Origin of the sequence: Silvibacterium bohemicum, from assembly GCF_001006305.1 — a bacterium.
Taxonomy (GTDB): domain Bacteria; phylum Acidobacteriota; class Terriglobia; order Terriglobales; family Acidobacteriaceae; genus Silvibacterium; species Silvibacterium bohemicum.
On the sequence record NZ_LBHJ01000003.1, the window covers coordinates 1,169,099 to 1,185,665 of the forward strand.

Below are 16,567 nucleotides of genomic sequence, written 5' to 3' on the forward strand. Positions count from 1 at the left end.
CTCATGGGAAGTAATGAAGCAATTCTCAAGAGCATCCACGCAGCGAAGCCCCGCGAATAGACCCTCCCAAGCAACATCGTAGGAACCTACTACTCCATTGGTTCTTCCTACGGCAGCAAAAAAGGCCCGCCAGACTACGGCGGGCCTTTTCAAAATCACTGCATCTTACGCATCCGCGTGCTGCAGCACTTCTTCTCTAACCGCCTCGTCCTTCTTCTCCTCGGCGGGTGTGCTCGGCAGCGCAACTGCGAGCACATCCTCGATGCGGCTGGCGTAGTGGATGCTCACGCCCGCCACCTGCTCGGGCATTAGGTCTTCCTCTACGTTCTGCCGATTCTCCGCAGGGAGAATCACGGTTTCCACTCCGGCGCGCTTGGCCGCAAGGAACTTCTCCTTGATGCCGCCCACCGGCAGCACATTGCCGCTGAGCGTGATCTCGCCGGTCATCGCCGTCAGCGGACGCACCGGCTTGTCGGTCAACAGTGAGATCAGCGCAGTCGCCATCGTCACACCGGCGGAAGGTCCATCCTTCGGAATCGCACCGGCCGGCACGTGAATGTGCAGGTCGATGTCATTCATGAAGTCCTCTTCCAGGCCAACCGATTTCGCGTTCGAGCGAATCCAGGTCAGCGCCGCCTGCATGGATTCCTGCATCACTTCGCCGATCTGTCCGGTGCGGCTGAAGCCGCCTTTGCCCTTCATCTTGTTGGCTTCGATGAACAGCACGTCGCCGCCCGCCGGAGTCCAGGCCAGGCCCACCGCAACTCCGGCGCGCTTGGTGCGCTCCGCAATCTCGGTATCCACCCGCACCTTGATCCCACCCAGAAACTCCTGGATGATCTCCTTGGTGACGACCAGCTTATCGTCCTTCCCTTCCGCGATACGGCGCGCCTGCTTGCGGCATACCGTGCCGATCAGTTGCTCGAGCTTCCTCACTCCTGCTTCACGGGTGTAATGCCGGACAATATAACCGATCGTCTCTTTCGGGAATTCGATGTTCTCTTCCTGAATGCCGTTCTCCTTGATCTGCCGCGGTATCAGGTAGCGGAAGGCGATGTGCGTCTTCTCCTCTTCCGTATAACCCTGCAGGTCGATGATCTCCATGCGGTCGAGCAGCGGCGCGGGAATCGGATCGAGCTGATTCGCCGTGCAGATGAACAGCACCTTGGAAAGATCGAACGGCTGATCCAGGTAGTTATCCCGGAACGTGTTGTTCTGCGCCGGGTCCAGGATTTCCAGCAGCGCCGACGAAGGATCGCCGCGGAAGTCGCGTCCCAGCTTGTCGATCTCATCCAGCATGAAGACGGGATCGTTGGTGCCGGTGCGGCGCAGGTTCTGGATGATCTGCCCCGGCAATGCGCCGATGTAAGTCCGGCGATGGCCGCGCAGCTCCGCCTCGTCGTGCATACCGCCTAAAGAAATCCGGCGAAACTCCCGGCTCAGTGCGCGCGCAATCGAGCGTCCCAGCGAGGTCTTTCCCACTCCGGGAGGTCCGACGAAGCACAGAATCGGTCCCTTCATGTCCGGCTTGAGACGGCGCACCGCAAGGTAATCCAGAATGCGGTCCTTCACCTTTTTCAGGTCGTAGTGGTCCTCGTCGAGGATCTCCCGCGCTTTGATGATGTCCACTTCGGCGCCCGAAGATTTCGCCCACGGCAGAACCGCGAGCCACTCGATGTAGTTCCGGGTTAGCGAGTAGTCGGCGGCCATGGGAGACATGCGTCCAAGGCGGTTGAGTTCTTTTATCGCCTCTTTCTTGGTCTCTTCCGGCATGCCGGCGTTCTCGATCTTCTCGCGCAGCTCCTCGATATCCTTCTGGCCCTCGTCCTGTTCGCCGAGCTCCTTCTGGATCGCCTTCATCTGCTCGCGCAGATAGTAGTCGCGCTGCGACTGCTGTACCTGGTCCTGCACCTCGGACTGGATCTTGTTGCGCAGTTGCTGGACCTCGAGCTCCTTGGCCAGATGCTTGTTGATCCGCTCCAGGCGCGCCGAGACGTCAGGCGTCTCCAGCAGCTCCTGCTTGTCGGTCGTGGCCAGGAACGGCAGCGACGAGGCGATGAAGTCCACCAGCCTGCCCGGATCGTCGATATTCATCGCGATCGTCTGCAGCTCGTCGGAGAGCGTCGGCGACGCGGTCACGATCTGCTGGAACTGCGTCAGGACATTGCGCTGCATCGCTTCCAGAACCGGCCCCTTGGTGGCATGGATCTCCGGAATGAGCTGCACTGAGGCCGTCATGAACGGCTCGATCTGCGAAAAGTTGCCGAGCTTCACCCGCTCTGTGCCTTCGGTGAAGACAAACAGGCTCTGGTTCGGCATCTTCACTACTTTGTGGATCGTCGCCAGCGTGCCGTAGGCATGCAGATCGCTGGGCTGGGGAGCGTCCAAACGCGCGTCGCGCTGAGCCACGACCACGATGCTCTTCTCTTCTCCCAAAGAATTGATGAGTTGAATGGAACTCTCCCGGCCCACCGTCAGCGGCAGAACCGCGTGGGGGAACAGCACGGTATCCCGTACCGGGAGGATAGGTAGAGACTTTTCGCTCGAGCGGTCCTCACGTTGTTTTGGATCGCTGGGCTGAATCACGCTTAGAAAATCGCTAGCCATTGAGTGCCTTCTTATCAAATAATTAGCTATTAGACTCCGCAACATTGAGAAAGTCGCAAAAGTCCGGAAATGGCCGAGGTGTCGTTTGCTTTCTGCAACTTAGACGTGATTCCCGGGGTGCACAATGGCCGCCGCGGCTTCAGGAGAGAAGACCACCGGGTGGTGTTGGCTGTTAGATGCGGGTTGGAGGATGGCGTCACTGCCTTTTCATCGGCAGGTTGTCGCACCGAGTCAAGTCGTCGGCGCCATCACCGGGTCGTCAAAGCGGAAAGCTGGTCTAGCCTTCGATCTGGCCGGCGGAATAGCGCCCCAGCTCTTTCACCATGGAGCAATGCTCATCGAGAAGCTGCAGCGCCTTCTCCGCCAGCTCCGGCGAGGCCAGCTGGTAATCCGTATAGAAGATGTACTGCCAGGGCTTGCCCGGGACCGGGCGGGATTCGATCTTGGTCAGATTGATCTGCTGGTCGACAAATGCCTGCAGAGCGCCTACCAGCGTTCCCGGGCGATTTTCGACCTGGAAGGCAAGACTCACCTTGTTCGCTTGCTGGTTTGCCGCGACCTCATTGCGCCGGCGCATCAGGAAGAAGCGCGTGTAATTCTCCGCGTTATCTTCAAGGTTGGGAGCCAGCACCTCTCCCCCGTAGTACGCAGCCGCCTGCGCACTGGCAATCGCGCCACAGGAGCGGTCACGCAGCTCCATGAGCTGCTTCACGCTGCCCGCCGTGTCGTAATAAGGAACCGGCTCGATCTGCGGATGCTCCGCAAAAAAGCGCCGGCACTGCGCCAGCGCGATGGGATGCGAGTAGACGCGAACCAAACGCTCGATCTGCGCGCCGGGAACGGCAATCAGATTGTGATGAATGCCCAACAGCGTCTCCCGCTCCACGGCCACATCATGCGTGAGCAGCAGGTCGTAATGCTCGACCACGGAGCCGGCGAGCGAGTTCTCGATCGGAATGGCGGCCGCATCGACATCCCCGTCTACTAACCGGCGAAAGACCTCCGGAGAATAGGAACACGGCACGATGGTTGCTTCGGGAAAGAACTTTAAAGCTGCTTCATGACTGAATGATCCGGGCTCACCCTGGATTGCGATCTGCATCTTGACTCCGCACCCAAATTTTTAATTGTACGGCAACCTTAAAGAAGCCACGTGCACCTTATCTCTCCGTAGACACGAGCTTTGAACGAGTACGAGGGGAGATTCGACGATGCTTTGGACGATTTTTGTAATCCTTCTGGTTTTGTGGCTGGTAGGTCTGGTGAGCTTTCACGCGATCGGCGCATACATTCACATCCTGCTGGTTTTGGCGCTGGTGGTGTTGCTCATCCAGTTGATTAGCGGGCGCCGGCCAGTTGTCTAATCCAGTTGTCCAGTCCAGTTGTTTAGTCCCGTAGCTTAAACGGGCGCCTGCATGGGGGCGGCAATCAACACTCATGCAGGCGTCCGATCACCGCAGTAAATAACCGTAGTATGGGGAGTTTCATCATGAACAAAGACCAGGTTTCCGGCAAGGCAGATCAGGTGATAGGCAAGGTGAAACAGAAAGTCGGAGAAGGCGTAGGCAATCAGCATCTCGCCAACCAGGGTGTAGCCGATCAGGTGAAAGGCGCAGTGAAAGAGACCTGGGGCAACGTGAAAGACGATGCCGAAAAGACTTCCGACGCCCACCGCCGCGACAGTGAAGCTCACGCCAATCATGCACGCGAGCACGTCAGCGACAAGGTGCAGGATGTGAAGAACAGCGTGAACAAAAAAATTGATGAACATAAACGGCACAGCGCCTGATCTAAGCAGTAGTGGTGAGTGCCGATTGAAAACAAGCTTCGAGTCCCTCCCCCAACCAGGCCCGCGGATCACTCCGCGGGCCTCTCGCCTTTTGAAGCAGAAAGATATTCTGCGTGGGGCAAACCCAAGCAGGAGATCTTTCTTTCGCTTTGAAGAACGCAGCTGCATTACACATCAATTGTTTGAGACAAGACACAGCGGTTTGAAGGTAGGGCACGGCTTCAGCCGTGCCGTAAAATGCTCACTCTCGCGACGAGGCTTCAGCCTCTAGGGATGTTTCTGAACTGCTCAGATATCCTCATTACCGCCGAGCCAACAAATCCGCTGCTACAAAGAGAAAATAAACCACCGAAATCACGCCGTTCATGGTGAAAAAGGCCGCATTGAGCCTCTTCAGATTCCCCGGCGAGACAAGCGTGTGTTCGTACAGCAGCAGCAGAGCCACAGCAGCAATTCCGATCAGCGCGTAGTGGCCGAGAGAGAAGGCCTGCGCCAGCCACACCAGCAGCGCCAGCATGGCCACATGCATGAGGCGCGCGATCCAGAAAGCCGCAGTCACGCCCCACGTGGAAGGCACGCTGAACAGCCCCTGCGCGCGGTCGTGCTCCACATCCTGGCAGGAATAAAGCAGGTCGAAGCCGGCCACCCAGAACATCACCGCGACGGTAAGAATAACGATGCGCGGGTCGAGGCTTCCCCGCACCGCGATCCATGCCGCTGCCGGAGCGATGCCCAGCGCCAGCCCCAACACCAGATGTGACCAGCGCGTGAAGCGCTTGGTATACGAGTAGGCCAGCACCACCAGCAGCGCCACAGGAGACATGAGCAGCGTGAGATGGTTAAGCTGCCCGGCTGCGATTACGAAGATGGCGATCATGGCCAGCGTGAATCCCCCAACAAAACTGCGCGAGAGCAGCCCTGAAGGAATCGCTCGCGAGGCGGTGCGCGGGTTGGCCGCGTCGATGGAGGCATCGGCCCAGCGATTGAAAGCCATGGCCGCGGAGCGCGCGCTCACCATGCAGACAATGATCCAGAAGATCTGCGCCGCGTGCGGCACGCCATTGGCAGCCAGCATGGCGCCGGTCAGGGCAAAGGGCAATGCGAAGATCGAGTGCTCCCACTTGATCATCTCCAGGGTCACACCGATGTTGCGAAAGAAGGCCATAGATCAAGTTTAACGGAGGTGTCGCAATCCGGGATGACGGCAAAGAATCTCAGCGACACATTCCTCGCATCGCTGAGGTTCTGGCCGGTATTAAAAACGGCGATTGCGCTAAACATGCTCAACCAACACGCTCTCCATGGTTTCCAGAAGTCGAGGAATCGGCGCATGGCTGCTGTACAAAAGCGATAGCCTCTCATTCACGGTCGCCACGCCAAGAAACTGTTGATCCTCTGAGGTTCCGATCAGAATTGACGGGCCCCACATCGTTTCCAGCCGCAATCTGCCGTATTGAGTGTCAAAAGGCAGACTTCCCATATTCGATAAAACGAAATCGTTCTTCATCCCCTGCCCGACGATCTGCCTCACAGTTTCCAGATCCGGAACACTCGAAAGAAGCTGACGGAACTCCCGCCGCGATTTTACGATTCGATCGAGAGATTGTTGTGGAGCAAGCTCGTTTCTTGCGCACCGGGCCAGCTCCCAAAAATCACCCGAGCCGGGAATGCTTAACTGCTGTCGCGCTATATCTGTGAGCAACACGCAAATCTCACCTTGGTGAAGAGTTTTTCTCGTGCTGATGGGAGATCCCACGCCCAATCGTGGATGAACCCCATGCGTTGCCAACTCTTTAGCCGTAAAAACAATGGAGGCCTGCAGGGCGCAATGAACCGAGGTCTCCTCCTGCTGCGAGCGCGCCTTCAGTTTGCCCGTTAACTCTTCACTCAGGCGCAGCGATGCGACGCGGGGAGCGAGCTTGAAGAAATCTGGATTGATAGATCTCGCCACTCCGGAAAATTTGCTCGAGTCTTCAATAGACTCGTCCTCGAGTCCAAGCAGTTGCTCATGCGGTGGCGGCACAGGCAATGGGTCGAGCGGCCGGCCGGCATGAGCCTCCAACAAATCTCGTATCGCATAGGTGAGAGAAAGTGCGTCGCCAATGGAGTGGTGAGCAACGAGAATTACGATGCACCGCCGTTCCTCATGCAAGAGGACTGCCCGAAGCAACGGAGCCTGCGATGCGGAGTAAAAAGGGGTAGCTATCTCCCTCGCGATCTCCGCCTCCAGCTGTTGAACAGCGTTGCCTTCGATGATCCGAAGAAAAATTGGAATTCCCGGTTCATCGCGAAAATAAGGGACACCCTGGTGATCTGTCTGTATCGAAGCCCTGAGAAGCGGATGGCGTTTCTGAAGAGAGGAGAAGGCGGCTCTCCACTCTGCGATCGTGGTCTCTCCCTCGATCTGGGCGGAGACGGAGAAATGCAATGGTTCAACCTGGGCGAGCAGAAAAAAAAAGCGCTCGAATGTACTGAGTGGGCGGAGATTCGTGGTCTTCATTTTGACGGGACTTCCTATCTCGTGGTGACACCCAGCGAAGAAGAGCTGCACCCTACTCCAGCCTGGCGCTAAAGAAACAACGCTTCTGCGTGAGCATTATTCCCATGCAAGCCATGGACGGGCGCACCCGCAGCCACAAACAAAAAGCCCCCACCAGGCGGCGGGGGCTTTCGTACAACAAACAGGCAGCAGCTATTTTTCCGGACCGCCTCCGGCAACCTGCAGGTTGTTGGTGACGTGGAAGACGCCCGGCACCGTGTTGGCGCGAATGCCAGCGGCATCTTTGTCGGACTGCGAATCGACGACGCCATAGAGGGTGACGTTGCCGTTCTGCACCGAGATGCGAATCGGCTTGCCTGGATCGATCGCATACTTGTTCAACGACGGGAAGCCGTAGACGGTACGGTAGACGGCGAAGCGAATGCGATCATCCATCGGCGAGACTGGGTCGACCTGGATTTCGTTGACGACATCCCTCACACCCTTGGTATTCGCAGCGACCGCGACCGCCGAATCGGCGTCGACTGGTCCGTAAGCATGGCCGCCAAGCGTTACCACGCCGTTCTCCACATTCACGGCAATGGCATTGAACGCCGTCGTCCCGTAACCCACGCGGTCATACTCGATGGCTCTCACCAGCTTCTGCTGCAGCTCGGCATCCGGAACCGCAGGCCCGGCGATTTCGATCTCGTTATCGACTGCCTTGATGCCTTTGGTGCGGTGAACCCGCTTGTCCGCCTCTTCCTTGATATCGAAGACATCGACCGTTCCCGTCAGCCGCGCTACGCCGCCTTGCACGGTGACCTGCACATCTTTGAACCGCGATTTGTTCAACGCCTTGTTCATGATTTCGGCGCGCAGGTTATTGTCATCGGGCGAGGTTTGAGCAAAGGCCGCCGAATGACGCGAAATTGAGGTGGAACCGCTGCCCAGCATAAGAGTGACCGCAGTTAGCGCAACACCGAGTCTTGCATTTCTCATTGTCAAATCCCTCGCTTTGACTATCTCATTCCTATGTCGTCGGATCAATTTACGTTTGTCGACTTCTCGTCAATTTGTCGCTTCGTCCAAATCAGACGCCCCGGCGAATCGAAGAGATGCTCGCGGACCGAACTATAACGGATTTCTTTCGCTCCCGCTACTTCCTTTGCATCGCGGAGATTGTACCCCCGCGGTTGCCGGAATGACGAACACTTCAAACGAATAACGACACGCTATAACAACCCGGAGTTCGTCTAAAAAGTCCTCAAAAAACTACCGGTAGCGGCGCCTGATCTTGAACAGCAGGCTGAAGACTCCCGACTCGTCGCGCACCGCCAGGATGGAGATGTTCTCCGTCAGGTTGACCTGTCCCTGGATGAGCTGCTGGGCGGTCGAGTTCACGTTGGTCGCGTAGGTCAGCGTCGCGTTCTTCGATATCTGCTGCTCGACCGTGATGCGCGCCGTCGAGTTCCCTGTCCCGCTGACAAAGGTGGGATCGATCTTCACGCTGCCGCCGCCGAAGAGCTTCTGTATGCGGCTGCTCACGGTCGCGTTCAGCGCGCCGCCCAGTAGGGTGTCGGCGGTCGAGTTCACTCCTGCCTGCGACTGCATACTGCTGTAGATCTGCTGCTCCTCCTGCGTCCGGCCCAGGGCCAGCAGGGCGAAGATATCCTGCTCGGAAAGCGGCGGCTCGGAGCGGAAGGTAGGCACCAGCTTCGACGGCGTGCCATTTAACCCGATGGTGATGTCGTAATCCTCCACGTGAGCCATCGCGCTCAGATCGATGACCGGGTCGATGCGCAGCGGATTGGTGAAATAGATGTCGCCGTGCTGCAGCTCGTACTTCGTTCCCGCAAAGGTGGCGCTGCCTTCCGTAACGGAGATGTGGCCGAGCACTGATGGCTGCGCCAGCGTGCCGCGCACCCGCAGATCGACGTCTCCCGCCAGCTTGGCATAGGAGTTCTGGAAGTCGAGCTGCGGCGCGGAGAGGATGTGAATGTCCAGGCGCAGGCGGTTCGATGGAGAATTCGGATCGGGAGGCAGCGACACGCTCCCCGTCGCCGAGCTGAACGACGCGAGATCGAGATCCGAGCCAATGACGAAGCGCGTTACCGTAACCGTGCCGCTCAGCAGCAGCGAGGCCTGTGTTCCCAGCAGGCGCATCTTGGCGTCGGCCATGGAGCTGATGCCCTGCGGGTAGCGGATGCGCACATCTTTCGCGGTGGCATTCAGGTCGGCGTAGAGACCCTGCTGATAGGTGACGAAGCCGCCCATCTTCAACTTGCCGCCGCCGCTCACCGCGGTCAGATCTTTCACATCCAGGCGATCCTGGTCGAAGGAAAGCGTGCCGTTCATCTGGCTCAGGCCGTTGGGAAAATCCTGCAGGGCCATGGCGACGTTGGTGAACTTCACCTGCCCGGTCAGGCTGGGATGCATGATGCTGCCATCCGCGTCGACATCGAAGTCGACGTGACCCGACGAAGTGAGGTCGGTGTCCAGCGTCTGCGCCAGCTTCATGTTGACCGAGCCATCGGCATGCAGGTTCAGCTCGCGATCCTGATCGAAGACGCCGATGGCGCCGTTGGCGCGCAGGTCGGTGTCTTCGCCGACGATGTGCAGTGGATCGAGGCGCAGCCTGCCGTCGGCCAGCGTTCCGTGCAGCGGACCCTGGCTCTTGAGAGGAATGCCTCCCAGCGCCACTTCGAACTGCGCCAGCGTCGCATCGCCGCTCAACTTGCGTGGATATTTGAGCGGCCCGTTCACCTTCACGTTGCCGGCAATCGTGGAATGTACGGTTACTCCGCGCACCGCAAGGGATTCGAGGATCGGGTCCACGTCCAGCCCGGTCAGAGTCAGCTGCGCCTGGGTCTGGTAGTCGCCGGTCAGCTGCACCTGTCCCTGCGCCTGGATGGCCGCGTTGCTCATCTGCGCGTTGGCCTTCATCAGCAGGGTGTGTCCCTGGGTGTGCGCGTTGATGTCCAGATAGCCGCTGGCCTTGTTATCGAAGTTCAGCTTCGACAAGTGGATGTTGGCCTGCAGGCTTGGCGACTCGAGGGTGCCGCTGCCCTGCGCATCGAAGACCAGCATCCCCCCCAGCGTGTAGCGCGAGTTCTTCAGCCTCTGGATATGCGCCAGCTCGAAGCCGCTTCCGCGCGCGTTGAAATGGAAATTTTTGTTACCGAGGTCGTACCCTCCATCGCCGGAGAGCTGGCCTCCATTTTGCAGAAACACCAGATGGGTCGCGCCCACCTCTTCGCCGGCAAAGCGCAGATCGGCATTGAGGCTGTGATACGGCTCTCCATAGGCCGCGCCGCCGTTGATTGCGACGTGTCCGCCCCCGCTCAGGTTGTTGAGCTGGCCGTTGACGTTGGCCTGCAGGTTCAGAGTTCCGCTGACGGGCAGATCCTGCCCGGCCATCACCAGCAGATCGGCCAGCGCGGCATCCTGAACGCCGACATTCGCACTGATCGCCGAATTCTCATCGAAGGCGTAGCGATGCCTCGGCAGCTGGTGGGCATGCAGCTGTCCGGCGAGATGCACCGCCGTCTTGCCGCGCTGCAATACGCCGTGCTGCACTGCTATCAAATCGGAAGAATACTCGGCCTGCGCGTCGGCGGAATCCCAATGCACGGTGCGCACGGACGACTGCCCCGGCGTCTCGGCGTTGGCTGCACCGCTTTGCACCGGAGCGTTGAAGAGCAGATCGAAGTTGGTGGCGTTGAGGTGTCCCTGCACATCGGGATCGAGGATGCTGCGCGTCACCACGCCGTCGAAGGCCGCCTGTCCGTGCAGCGCCAGAGGAATCGCCTTCACTCCGGTCTTGCCTTCCGCGGCTAGGCCCAGAGTGGTCAGCGTCTGATCGAACTCGGCGAGATTGTTCGTGGTCAGCTTCACCTGCATGCTCGACGAGCGGGTGATCGGATACGCGCCGAGGCTGCCCGTAACCTGCAGGTTCATCCCCGGAGTCTGCACGTTCAAGCCGCGAATGCTGACCAGGCCGGTCACGTTCGAATAGCCCGCGTCGATCGTGCCGTGAAGCGGAACCTCATTGGGACGTGGGCGTCCCGTAGGAGTAAGAGCGACCTTGGCGTTGGCGGTGAAGTCCAGCGCGCTGCCCGTCCAGTCGACGCTCGCATCGCCGCTCGCCGCAGTGTCGAAGCCCAGGTTCGCATAGTGCGCGGGAGCCACGACCGACATGATCGAGTAGAGCGAGAGGCCGCGAAGCTTGGCGCGGATGATTCCCTGCTGCTTGCCTTTATCGGCATTCACCTTCTGCGCCTTACGCAGCGCACGGGTGGTAGCTGGTGGCAGGTCGGGCACCGCGCCCGAAGGCGGCGTACTCAGCCAGCGCAGGATATGCATCTCGGCATCGATCGTGCCGCCGGTGGCGAGCCGCGCCTTGATCGCCGTCAACGCGATCTCGTCGTGGGTCATGTGCAGCTGCGCGGTGGCCCTGGCTCCCGCAATGTGGATGGAGCCAACATGGTACGTCGCTCCCTCGACGCCGGCATTGCCATCGACGGTAAAGGTGCGCCGCGTCCCCTGCCCGGTGAGCTGCAGCGTCGCCTGCCCGCGATTCAGTCCCTCGATCTCCGACAGCGCTTCCACTTCGCGCAGATCGACCTTGCCCTGCGCCTGTCCCTTCCATGCAGGATCGGCGAAGTTGGTGACCGATGCGTCGCCATTCAGCGTGGACTCACCGGTCTGCAGCCGCAGCGATTCCACGGTGAGGAAGTTTCGTCCGATGCTGGCCTGCACATCGAACTTCATCTTTACCGGCGCGGTGCGCACCCGGGTCGCCGTCAGGTCTTCGATATGAACGGTCGCAGCGTAGCTCTCCTTGCTCTTGCCATCGCCGGACAATAGCGGCGCGGGCACATAGCGGACGGTCACGCCGATCTGGTTTGCGGCGATGTCAAAGGGGATGGCGCGTTGCTCGACCGCCTGCTCATCGAGGAGCAAGCTGCCGTTGTTCGCCTCGGTGCGGTCTACGGCCAGGTCGAGGAGCGTGTCCTGTATCGGAGTGTTGCTGGTCGATGCCACCTTGGGATGAGGCTGGTTGGTCGAGCCGTCGGCGTTGACGATCAGGTGGAAGACAGGATGCGTGATGCCCAGATAGTTCAGGCTGATCTTAGGCCGGAAGAACGAGAGGATCTTCACCTGCACGAAGGCGCGATCGACGTGCGCGTACGGAACCTGTCCCGGTCCTTCGAGTCCGTGGATGGTGAGGTTGTCGACCTCGAATTGCAGGTGCAGCACACTCCAATGGAATGCTCCCAGCTCCACGCGGCCGCCGGTGGCGCGTTCGATCACCGATATCAGCTCGGTGCGCACGCGATTCGCGAACTGCGGCGTACTCGCGTACCACGCTGCCGCGCCGATGAGCAGAGCCACCGCCGCCAGCACTACGAGCGCGCCGCGCCATACGTGACGCCACGGCGAGCGTCGCGGCGGTGCTGCTTCAGGCGGAACGGGATTGGGTACAGTTGCCATGATCTCTATTCGTCGTCCTCATCGCCCGAATTGCTTTGCCCGTACGCCGGGTCAAGAATCTGCACGCTGCCTTCCTGGCGCAGCGTTTTCATCCAATCCTGCAGAAGCCCATTCACATGCTGTTGCAGCAGCACTTCCTGGATGCGCGGCGCCAGCGTGTCGACCGGCGGAGGCTTGTCCTTCGCGTGCGCATAACCAGGCAGGATGGACTTCTGATAATAGTCCGCAATCTCCTGCTTCGAGATGCGAATGCCCGCGCGAAAGCGGATATCGATGAAGCGCAGAATCTGCATGCGCTGCCGCCAGTGATCGAGAACATCCTGCTGGGTTAGACCGTTCGCGGCGAGAAACGCCTTCCAGCCTGCCTCCGTCGTGCAGTCATGCTCTTTGCAGGCGGGCAGGCTCTTGCGGATCTCATCGAGCTGCTTTTCCACATCGGCGTCGGAGACACTCATCCCGGTCTGCTGCTGCTCCTTGATCTGCTGCAGGATCAGCGTGCGGTTGATCAGGCGGCGCGCCGAGCGGCGCAACGAATCGCTGCCCGCAGGCACGCCCACCGGCTCCAGCTTGGCGAAGTGCATCTCCTCCTGCACATCGCTCTCCAGCAACACGTCGCCATTGATGATCGCCACCACGCGATCCAGCACGATAGGCTTCGCGGCTGCATCGGCTGAATTCAAGCTCGCCCGCGGCGTACCGGCGACCTGCGCATTCGCCGGTGCGCGAAGAATCACTGCACTCGCCAGCACCATCGCCGTCACACCGAACTGGAACGCGCGTCTCATCAGAATGCCTGCCCGATGCTGAAGAAGAAGTTGAAGTGGCCGGCGTTGCCGACGTAGGGCGCAATCGGCTGTCCATTGGACTGTGTGCCGTAGGTGATGATTACCGGATAGATCGGGGGGTTCAGCGTATAGCTGAAGTCCACGCGGATCGGCCCGATCGGCGTGTGATAGCGCAGACCGATTCCGACATCGTGGGTGAAGTAGTTGAAGTCGCAGGTGCCGGCGGCCTGCGTGGTGGGATTGGTGATCTTCTGCTGGTCAGCGGGATTCAGGTCTTTGCAGGTTCCGCTATGCGGCTGGCGGGTGCGCAGAAAGCTCGGCCAGATGTCCGAAGACTTGGTGAAGACATTCCCCATGTCGTGAAAGAGAACGAAGCCCAGCGCATTGCCGAAATAGGGCAGCGTGGGATTCGGGAAGCGAAGCTCGGTGCTGTTGACGAAAGCTCCCGCGCCGCCGATGGGAAACCCGGTGAGCGAATCGCGCGGCCCGGCAGAGTTGATGGAGTATCCGCGCAGCGATTGCGCACCGCCCGCATATAGCCGCTCCGGCAGAGGGATGGTCTCGAATTTGGCTTCGCCGAAGGCGCGCTCGTAGCCGAAACGGGTGTTGCGCGCAAGGACGTAGTTCTTTTTGCCAACCTTGTAGTAGCTGGAATTGCTGACGTCGAGCCGGTTGAAGTTGGCCTCCGACTTGAACGCATTGTCGGTGACAAACTCTTCCACGCTGGTGTAGGTGCCGGCCTGCGCGTCCAGTGGAGACGGCCGCCGCGTGTCGCGAATCCAGGTGATGCCCGGCCCGGCAACGCGCACCGGCTCGGAGACCAGCGGAATCTCGTCGGGAGCCACCTGCACGCTGTCTGGGTTCACTTTCACCCGGCGATAGGTGAGCTGATAGATCAGCGTATTCGGCTTCGACGGCCGTTGGGTGAGGCGCACCGTCCCCTCCAGCCGGGAAGCTGCGTAGGTGGTCACGTCCTGCGCGTTGGTGTAGCCGCCGCTCAGCGAGAAGTCGAATTTCTGCAGGTTGAAGATGTGCGGGAAGGTGTAGATCACCGTCGCCTGTTGCTCCAGCGATCCGTATTCCGTGCGCAGCGTGACCGCCTGGTTTCTTCCCCACAGGTTGATGCGCGACACGTTGAACAGCACCAGCGCGCTGGCCCCGGCCGTGCCGTTCGGACCGCAGTTGGCCGTATAGCTCGTGGGATTGATGCCAAGCTGGATCAGGCTCACTGGATTCGGGCAGTTGGTCGAGGGATTGCCGGTTTGCGCCTGGAATCCAAAGCCGTATTCCAGGTTCCAGCGGCGTGCTTCGGTGAACTGCAGCAGCACATTCTTGCGCAGCTCGTCGCCATTGGGATTCTGCACCGCCGTATTGACCTCGTTGAAGAGAGTAAGGTCGTAGAGCTGCCGCTGGGTTTCGAGCAACGCTGACTGATCCAGCGCGTCTCCCGGCTTCAGCAGCACGTGCGGCGCGATAGTCGAGGAGCGAGTGTAGCTGAGCCCCGAGATCAGGATGCGATTGACGAAGATGCGCTCGCCCTCCTCGATGTTCATGGCCACATCGATCAGCTCGGGGTGGTCTTTCTGCGGCTCCTGCTTCACATTCAGCGTGGCGTGATCGAAGCCGTGGCTGAAGTAGTAGGTGAGGATCGAATCGCGGTCTCCCGAGATCACCATCGCCGAGTACGGCTGGCCCGATTGCACGTTGGTGAGCGAGACGAGGGTCGGAAGATCGATCTGCTTGCTTCCGGTGATCACATATTTTCCGATTTTCTGCTGCGCGCCTTCATCGACCGCGTAAGTAATCGTTAGTCCCTCCGGCTTCCCCGGAGCGCGCGCTGGAACCGGCTTGACCTCCGGCGTCACTTTCACACTGCTGAAGCCGTTGCTCTGGTAGAGAGCCGTGATGTTGTTCACATCCGCCTGCACCAATGCCTGACTGTAATTTCCATGCTTCTGCAGCAGGGTCGCTTTGTGTACGGAGAGGCGCGGCTCGATGATGTCATCGTGAAAGTACTTGTTGCCGGTGATTCTGGTCGATACCACCACGTGCCGGTCGCCCAGCTTCACCTCGTAATCGATTGTCGTGAGGTTGGGATTGTCGGTATTCCGGGTATGTGTCACCTGCGCGTCGAAATACCCATCCCGCTGGTAGTAGTCACGGATGCGGCGGTTGCCTTCGTTCAACAGGTCTTCATCCACGGAGCCTTCTTCGTAGACCGGCACCAGGCTCTTGATCTTGCCCTGACTCAGCTTCACTCCGTTCACGTGGATGGTCACGATTGGTCCGGGAGCAACCTGAAACTTGTAGTTCAGGCGGTTGGTAGGCTGCTGAAAATCCTTCGACTCCAGATTGATGTTGGCGTCCAGCCGCTGCTCCTTCTGGTAGTTCTTCTCCAGGCCGGTGAGGGCGCGGCTTACCGTATCGCGCGTCACCTTCGCGCCCCGCTTCAGCTTGCCCTTCTTACGGAACTTATCCAGCGGCATCCCGGCATTGCCGTCGACGGTCACGTCGCCGATGCGGGCCTGCTTGCCGGATTGCACATCGAAGTTCACGTCGACCTGCGCATCGGCGGCGTCGACGGTGGTGGTACGGGCCAGGCTTCCCTGGTAATAGCCGTTTTCCTGCAGCGTCTGCTGCAGCAGCTTGTCCGCCTGGGTAAGCTTGCTGTCGCTGAAGGGCGTGCCGGGGGTCAGGCGCGCGGAGCGCTGCAACTGGCTGGTGAGCCGGTCGTTCTTCGACCCCGCCACGGTCACGCGGCCCAGAAAAAGAGCCGGCGCGCCGTTGAAGATGATGGTTATCCTGTCCCCGTTGCGCGTGCCCTCCACGTCGATGCCCTTGTACAGGCCGGTTTCGAACAGCCGCCGCAGACTCTCGCGCAGATCCTCGGAGCGCAGCGGCTTGTTGGGCTGCAGAGGCAGCACCTGCGGCAGCGGATCGAGGCGGGCGCGGTCGACTCCCTGAAACTCCACAGCCTCGACCTCCAGACCGATCCATGCCCGCAGGCTCTCGGTGGCCGCATGCGAGGGCTGCTCCACCTTAGGAATCTGGGCAGGCGCTTCAGCATATCCCGGCGTTTTGGTCGCGGGCGGCGGCCCCGGGCTGGCCTGCACTCCGGTCTTGACCGGCGGCGGCTCGGCCGACCCGGCGATCGGATTTGCCGGAGCCGTCGAAGGCGGGCCGGACTGCGACTGAGCAAGCGCCGTCCCTCCCCCCGCCAGCAGGAGAAAAACGGCGAGCACGGCTGGTCCGATAAGGACGCCCACAAGGGGAGCGGCGCCGCGAAAACGGCCCACTGTTCGCAAGAAAACCAATCAGTCCCTCTCGCCTTTGAATCTTTGGCTGCCTGCAAACATTTCGACAGAGATCGTGAGATGCATTCCCGGCTTCATCCGTTCGCACCGAAGCGCC

General features: G+C 60.0%; 10 protein-coding genes and 1 pseudogene. 2 read left to right on the top strand and 9 right to left on the bottom strand.

The window, feature by feature from the left end:
- Positions 1 to 165: 165 nt before the first annotated feature.
- Both lon and pheA read right to left on the bottom strand, forming a co-directional pair.
- The gene (gene lon / locus XX99_RS10435) at positions 166 to 2,607 is read right to left on the bottom strand and encodes an endopeptidase La (RefSeq protein WP_050059262.1); all 2,442 of its coding nucleotides are present in this window, start codon (positions 2,605 to 2,607) and stop codon (positions 166 to 168) included.
- 277 nt (positions 2,608 to 2,884) lie between these two features.
- Positions 2,885 to 3,709, bottom strand: coding sequence for a prephenate dehydratase (pheA, locus tag XX99_RS10440; protein ID WP_050059263.1), 825 nt, complete (start codon positions 3,707 to 3,709; stop codon positions 2,885 to 2,887).
- 109 nt (positions 3,710 to 3,818) lie between these two features.
- Here pheA and XX99_RS27210 point away from each other — a divergent pair, with 109 nt between their 5' ends.
- The gene (locus tag XX99_RS27210; protein ID WP_156185914.1) at positions 3,819 to 3,971 is read left to right on the top strand and encodes a lmo0937 family membrane protein; all 153 of its coding nucleotides are present in this window, start codon (positions 3,819 to 3,821) and stop codon (positions 3,969 to 3,971) included.
- 125 nt (positions 3,972 to 4,096) lie between these two features.
- Positions 4,097 to 4,396, top strand: a complete 300-nt coding sequence (locus XX99_RS10445) for a CsbD family protein (protein WP_050059264.1) — start codon at positions 4,097 to 4,099, stop codon at positions 4,394 to 4,396.
- A gap of 301 nt (positions 4,397 to 4,697) precedes the next feature.
- On the opposite strand, the gene XX99_RS10450 is transcribed toward XX99_RS10445, so the two are convergent.
- The 7 genes and pseudogenes from XX99_RS10450 to XX99_RS10475 form a co-directional block, all read right to left on the bottom strand.
- Positions 4,698 to 5,561 (bottom strand): UbiA-like polyprenyltransferase, encoded by an 864-nt coding sequence (locus tag XX99_RS10450; RefSeq protein WP_050059265.1) that lies wholly within the window; start codon positions 5,559 to 5,561, stop codon positions 4,698 to 4,700.
- 108 nt (positions 5,562 to 5,669) lie between these two features.
- On the bottom strand, positions 5,670 to 6,458 hold the full coding sequence (locus tag XX99_RS28055; protein WP_231581234.1) for a hypothetical protein: 789 nt from the start codon (positions 6,456 to 6,458) through the stop codon (positions 5,670 to 5,672).
- A gap of 12 nt (positions 6,459 to 6,470) precedes the next feature.
- A pseudogene (locus XX99_RS28650) lies at positions 6,471 to 6,896 on the bottom strand (condensation domain-containing protein); the annotation flags it as partial.
- 192 nt (positions 6,897 to 7,088) lie between these two features.
- A complete protein-coding gene (locus XX99_RS10460; RefSeq protein WP_050059267.1) occupies positions 7,089 to 7,877 on the bottom strand; it encodes a BON domain-containing protein in 789 nt (262 codons plus the stop codon).
- Between the two features lie 273 nt (positions 7,878 to 8,150).
- Positions 8,151 to 12,371: a translocation/assembly module TamB domain-containing protein gene (locus tag XX99_RS10465; RefSeq protein WP_050059268.1), complete on the bottom strand. Its 4,221-nt coding sequence runs from the start codon at positions 12,369 to 12,371 to the stop codon at positions 8,151 to 8,153.
- 5 nt (positions 12,372 to 12,376) lie between these two features.
- Positions 12,377 to 13,156: a SurA N-terminal domain-containing protein gene (locus XX99_RS10470; protein WP_050059269.1), complete on the bottom strand. Its 780-nt coding sequence runs from the start codon at positions 13,154 to 13,156 to the stop codon at positions 12,377 to 12,379.
- On the bottom strand, positions 13,156 to 16,470 hold the full coding sequence (locus XX99_RS10475; RefSeq protein WP_050059270.1) for an outer membrane protein assembly factor: 3,315 nt from the start codon (positions 16,468 to 16,470) through the stop codon (positions 13,156 to 13,158). The genes XX99_RS10470 and XX99_RS10475 overlap by 1 nt, the downstream gene beginning before the upstream one ends.
- Positions 16,471 to 16,567 lie beyond the last annotated feature (97 nt).

What these genes read in the sequence shown, in the direction of transcription:
- lon (WP_050059262.1), bottom strand. Translation starts at nt 2,607, where the DNA reads ATGGCTAGCGATTTTCTAAGCGTGATTCAGCCCAGCGATCCAAAACAA.
- pheA (WP_050059263.1), bottom strand. Translation starts at nt 3,709, where the DNA reads ATGCAGATCGCAATCCAGGGTGAGCCCGGATCATTCAGTCATGAAGCA.
- XX99_RS27210 (WP_156185914.1), top strand. Translation starts at nt 3,819, where the DNA reads ATGCTTTGGACGATTTTTGTAATCCTTCTGGTTTTGTGGCTGGTAGGT.
- XX99_RS10445 (WP_050059264.1), top strand. Translation starts at nt 4,097, where the DNA reads ATGAACAAAGACCAGGTTTCCGGCAAGGCAGATCAGGTGATAGGCAAG.
- XX99_RS10450 (WP_050059265.1), bottom strand. Translation starts at nt 5,561, where the DNA reads ATGGCCTTCTTTCGCAACATCGGTGTGACCCTGGAGATGATCAAGTGG.
- XX99_RS10460 (WP_050059267.1), bottom strand. Translation starts at nt 7,877, where the DNA reads ATGAGAAATGCAAGACTCGGTGTTGCGCTAACTGCGGTCACTCTTATG.
- XX99_RS10465 (WP_050059268.1), bottom strand. Translation starts at nt 12,371, where the DNA reads ATGGCAACTGTACCCAATCCCGTTCCGCCTGAAGCAGCACCGCCGCGA.
- XX99_RS10470 (WP_050059269.1), bottom strand. Translation starts at nt 13,156, where the DNA reads ATGAGACGCGCGTTCCAGTTCGGTGTGACGGCGATGGTGCTGGCGAGT.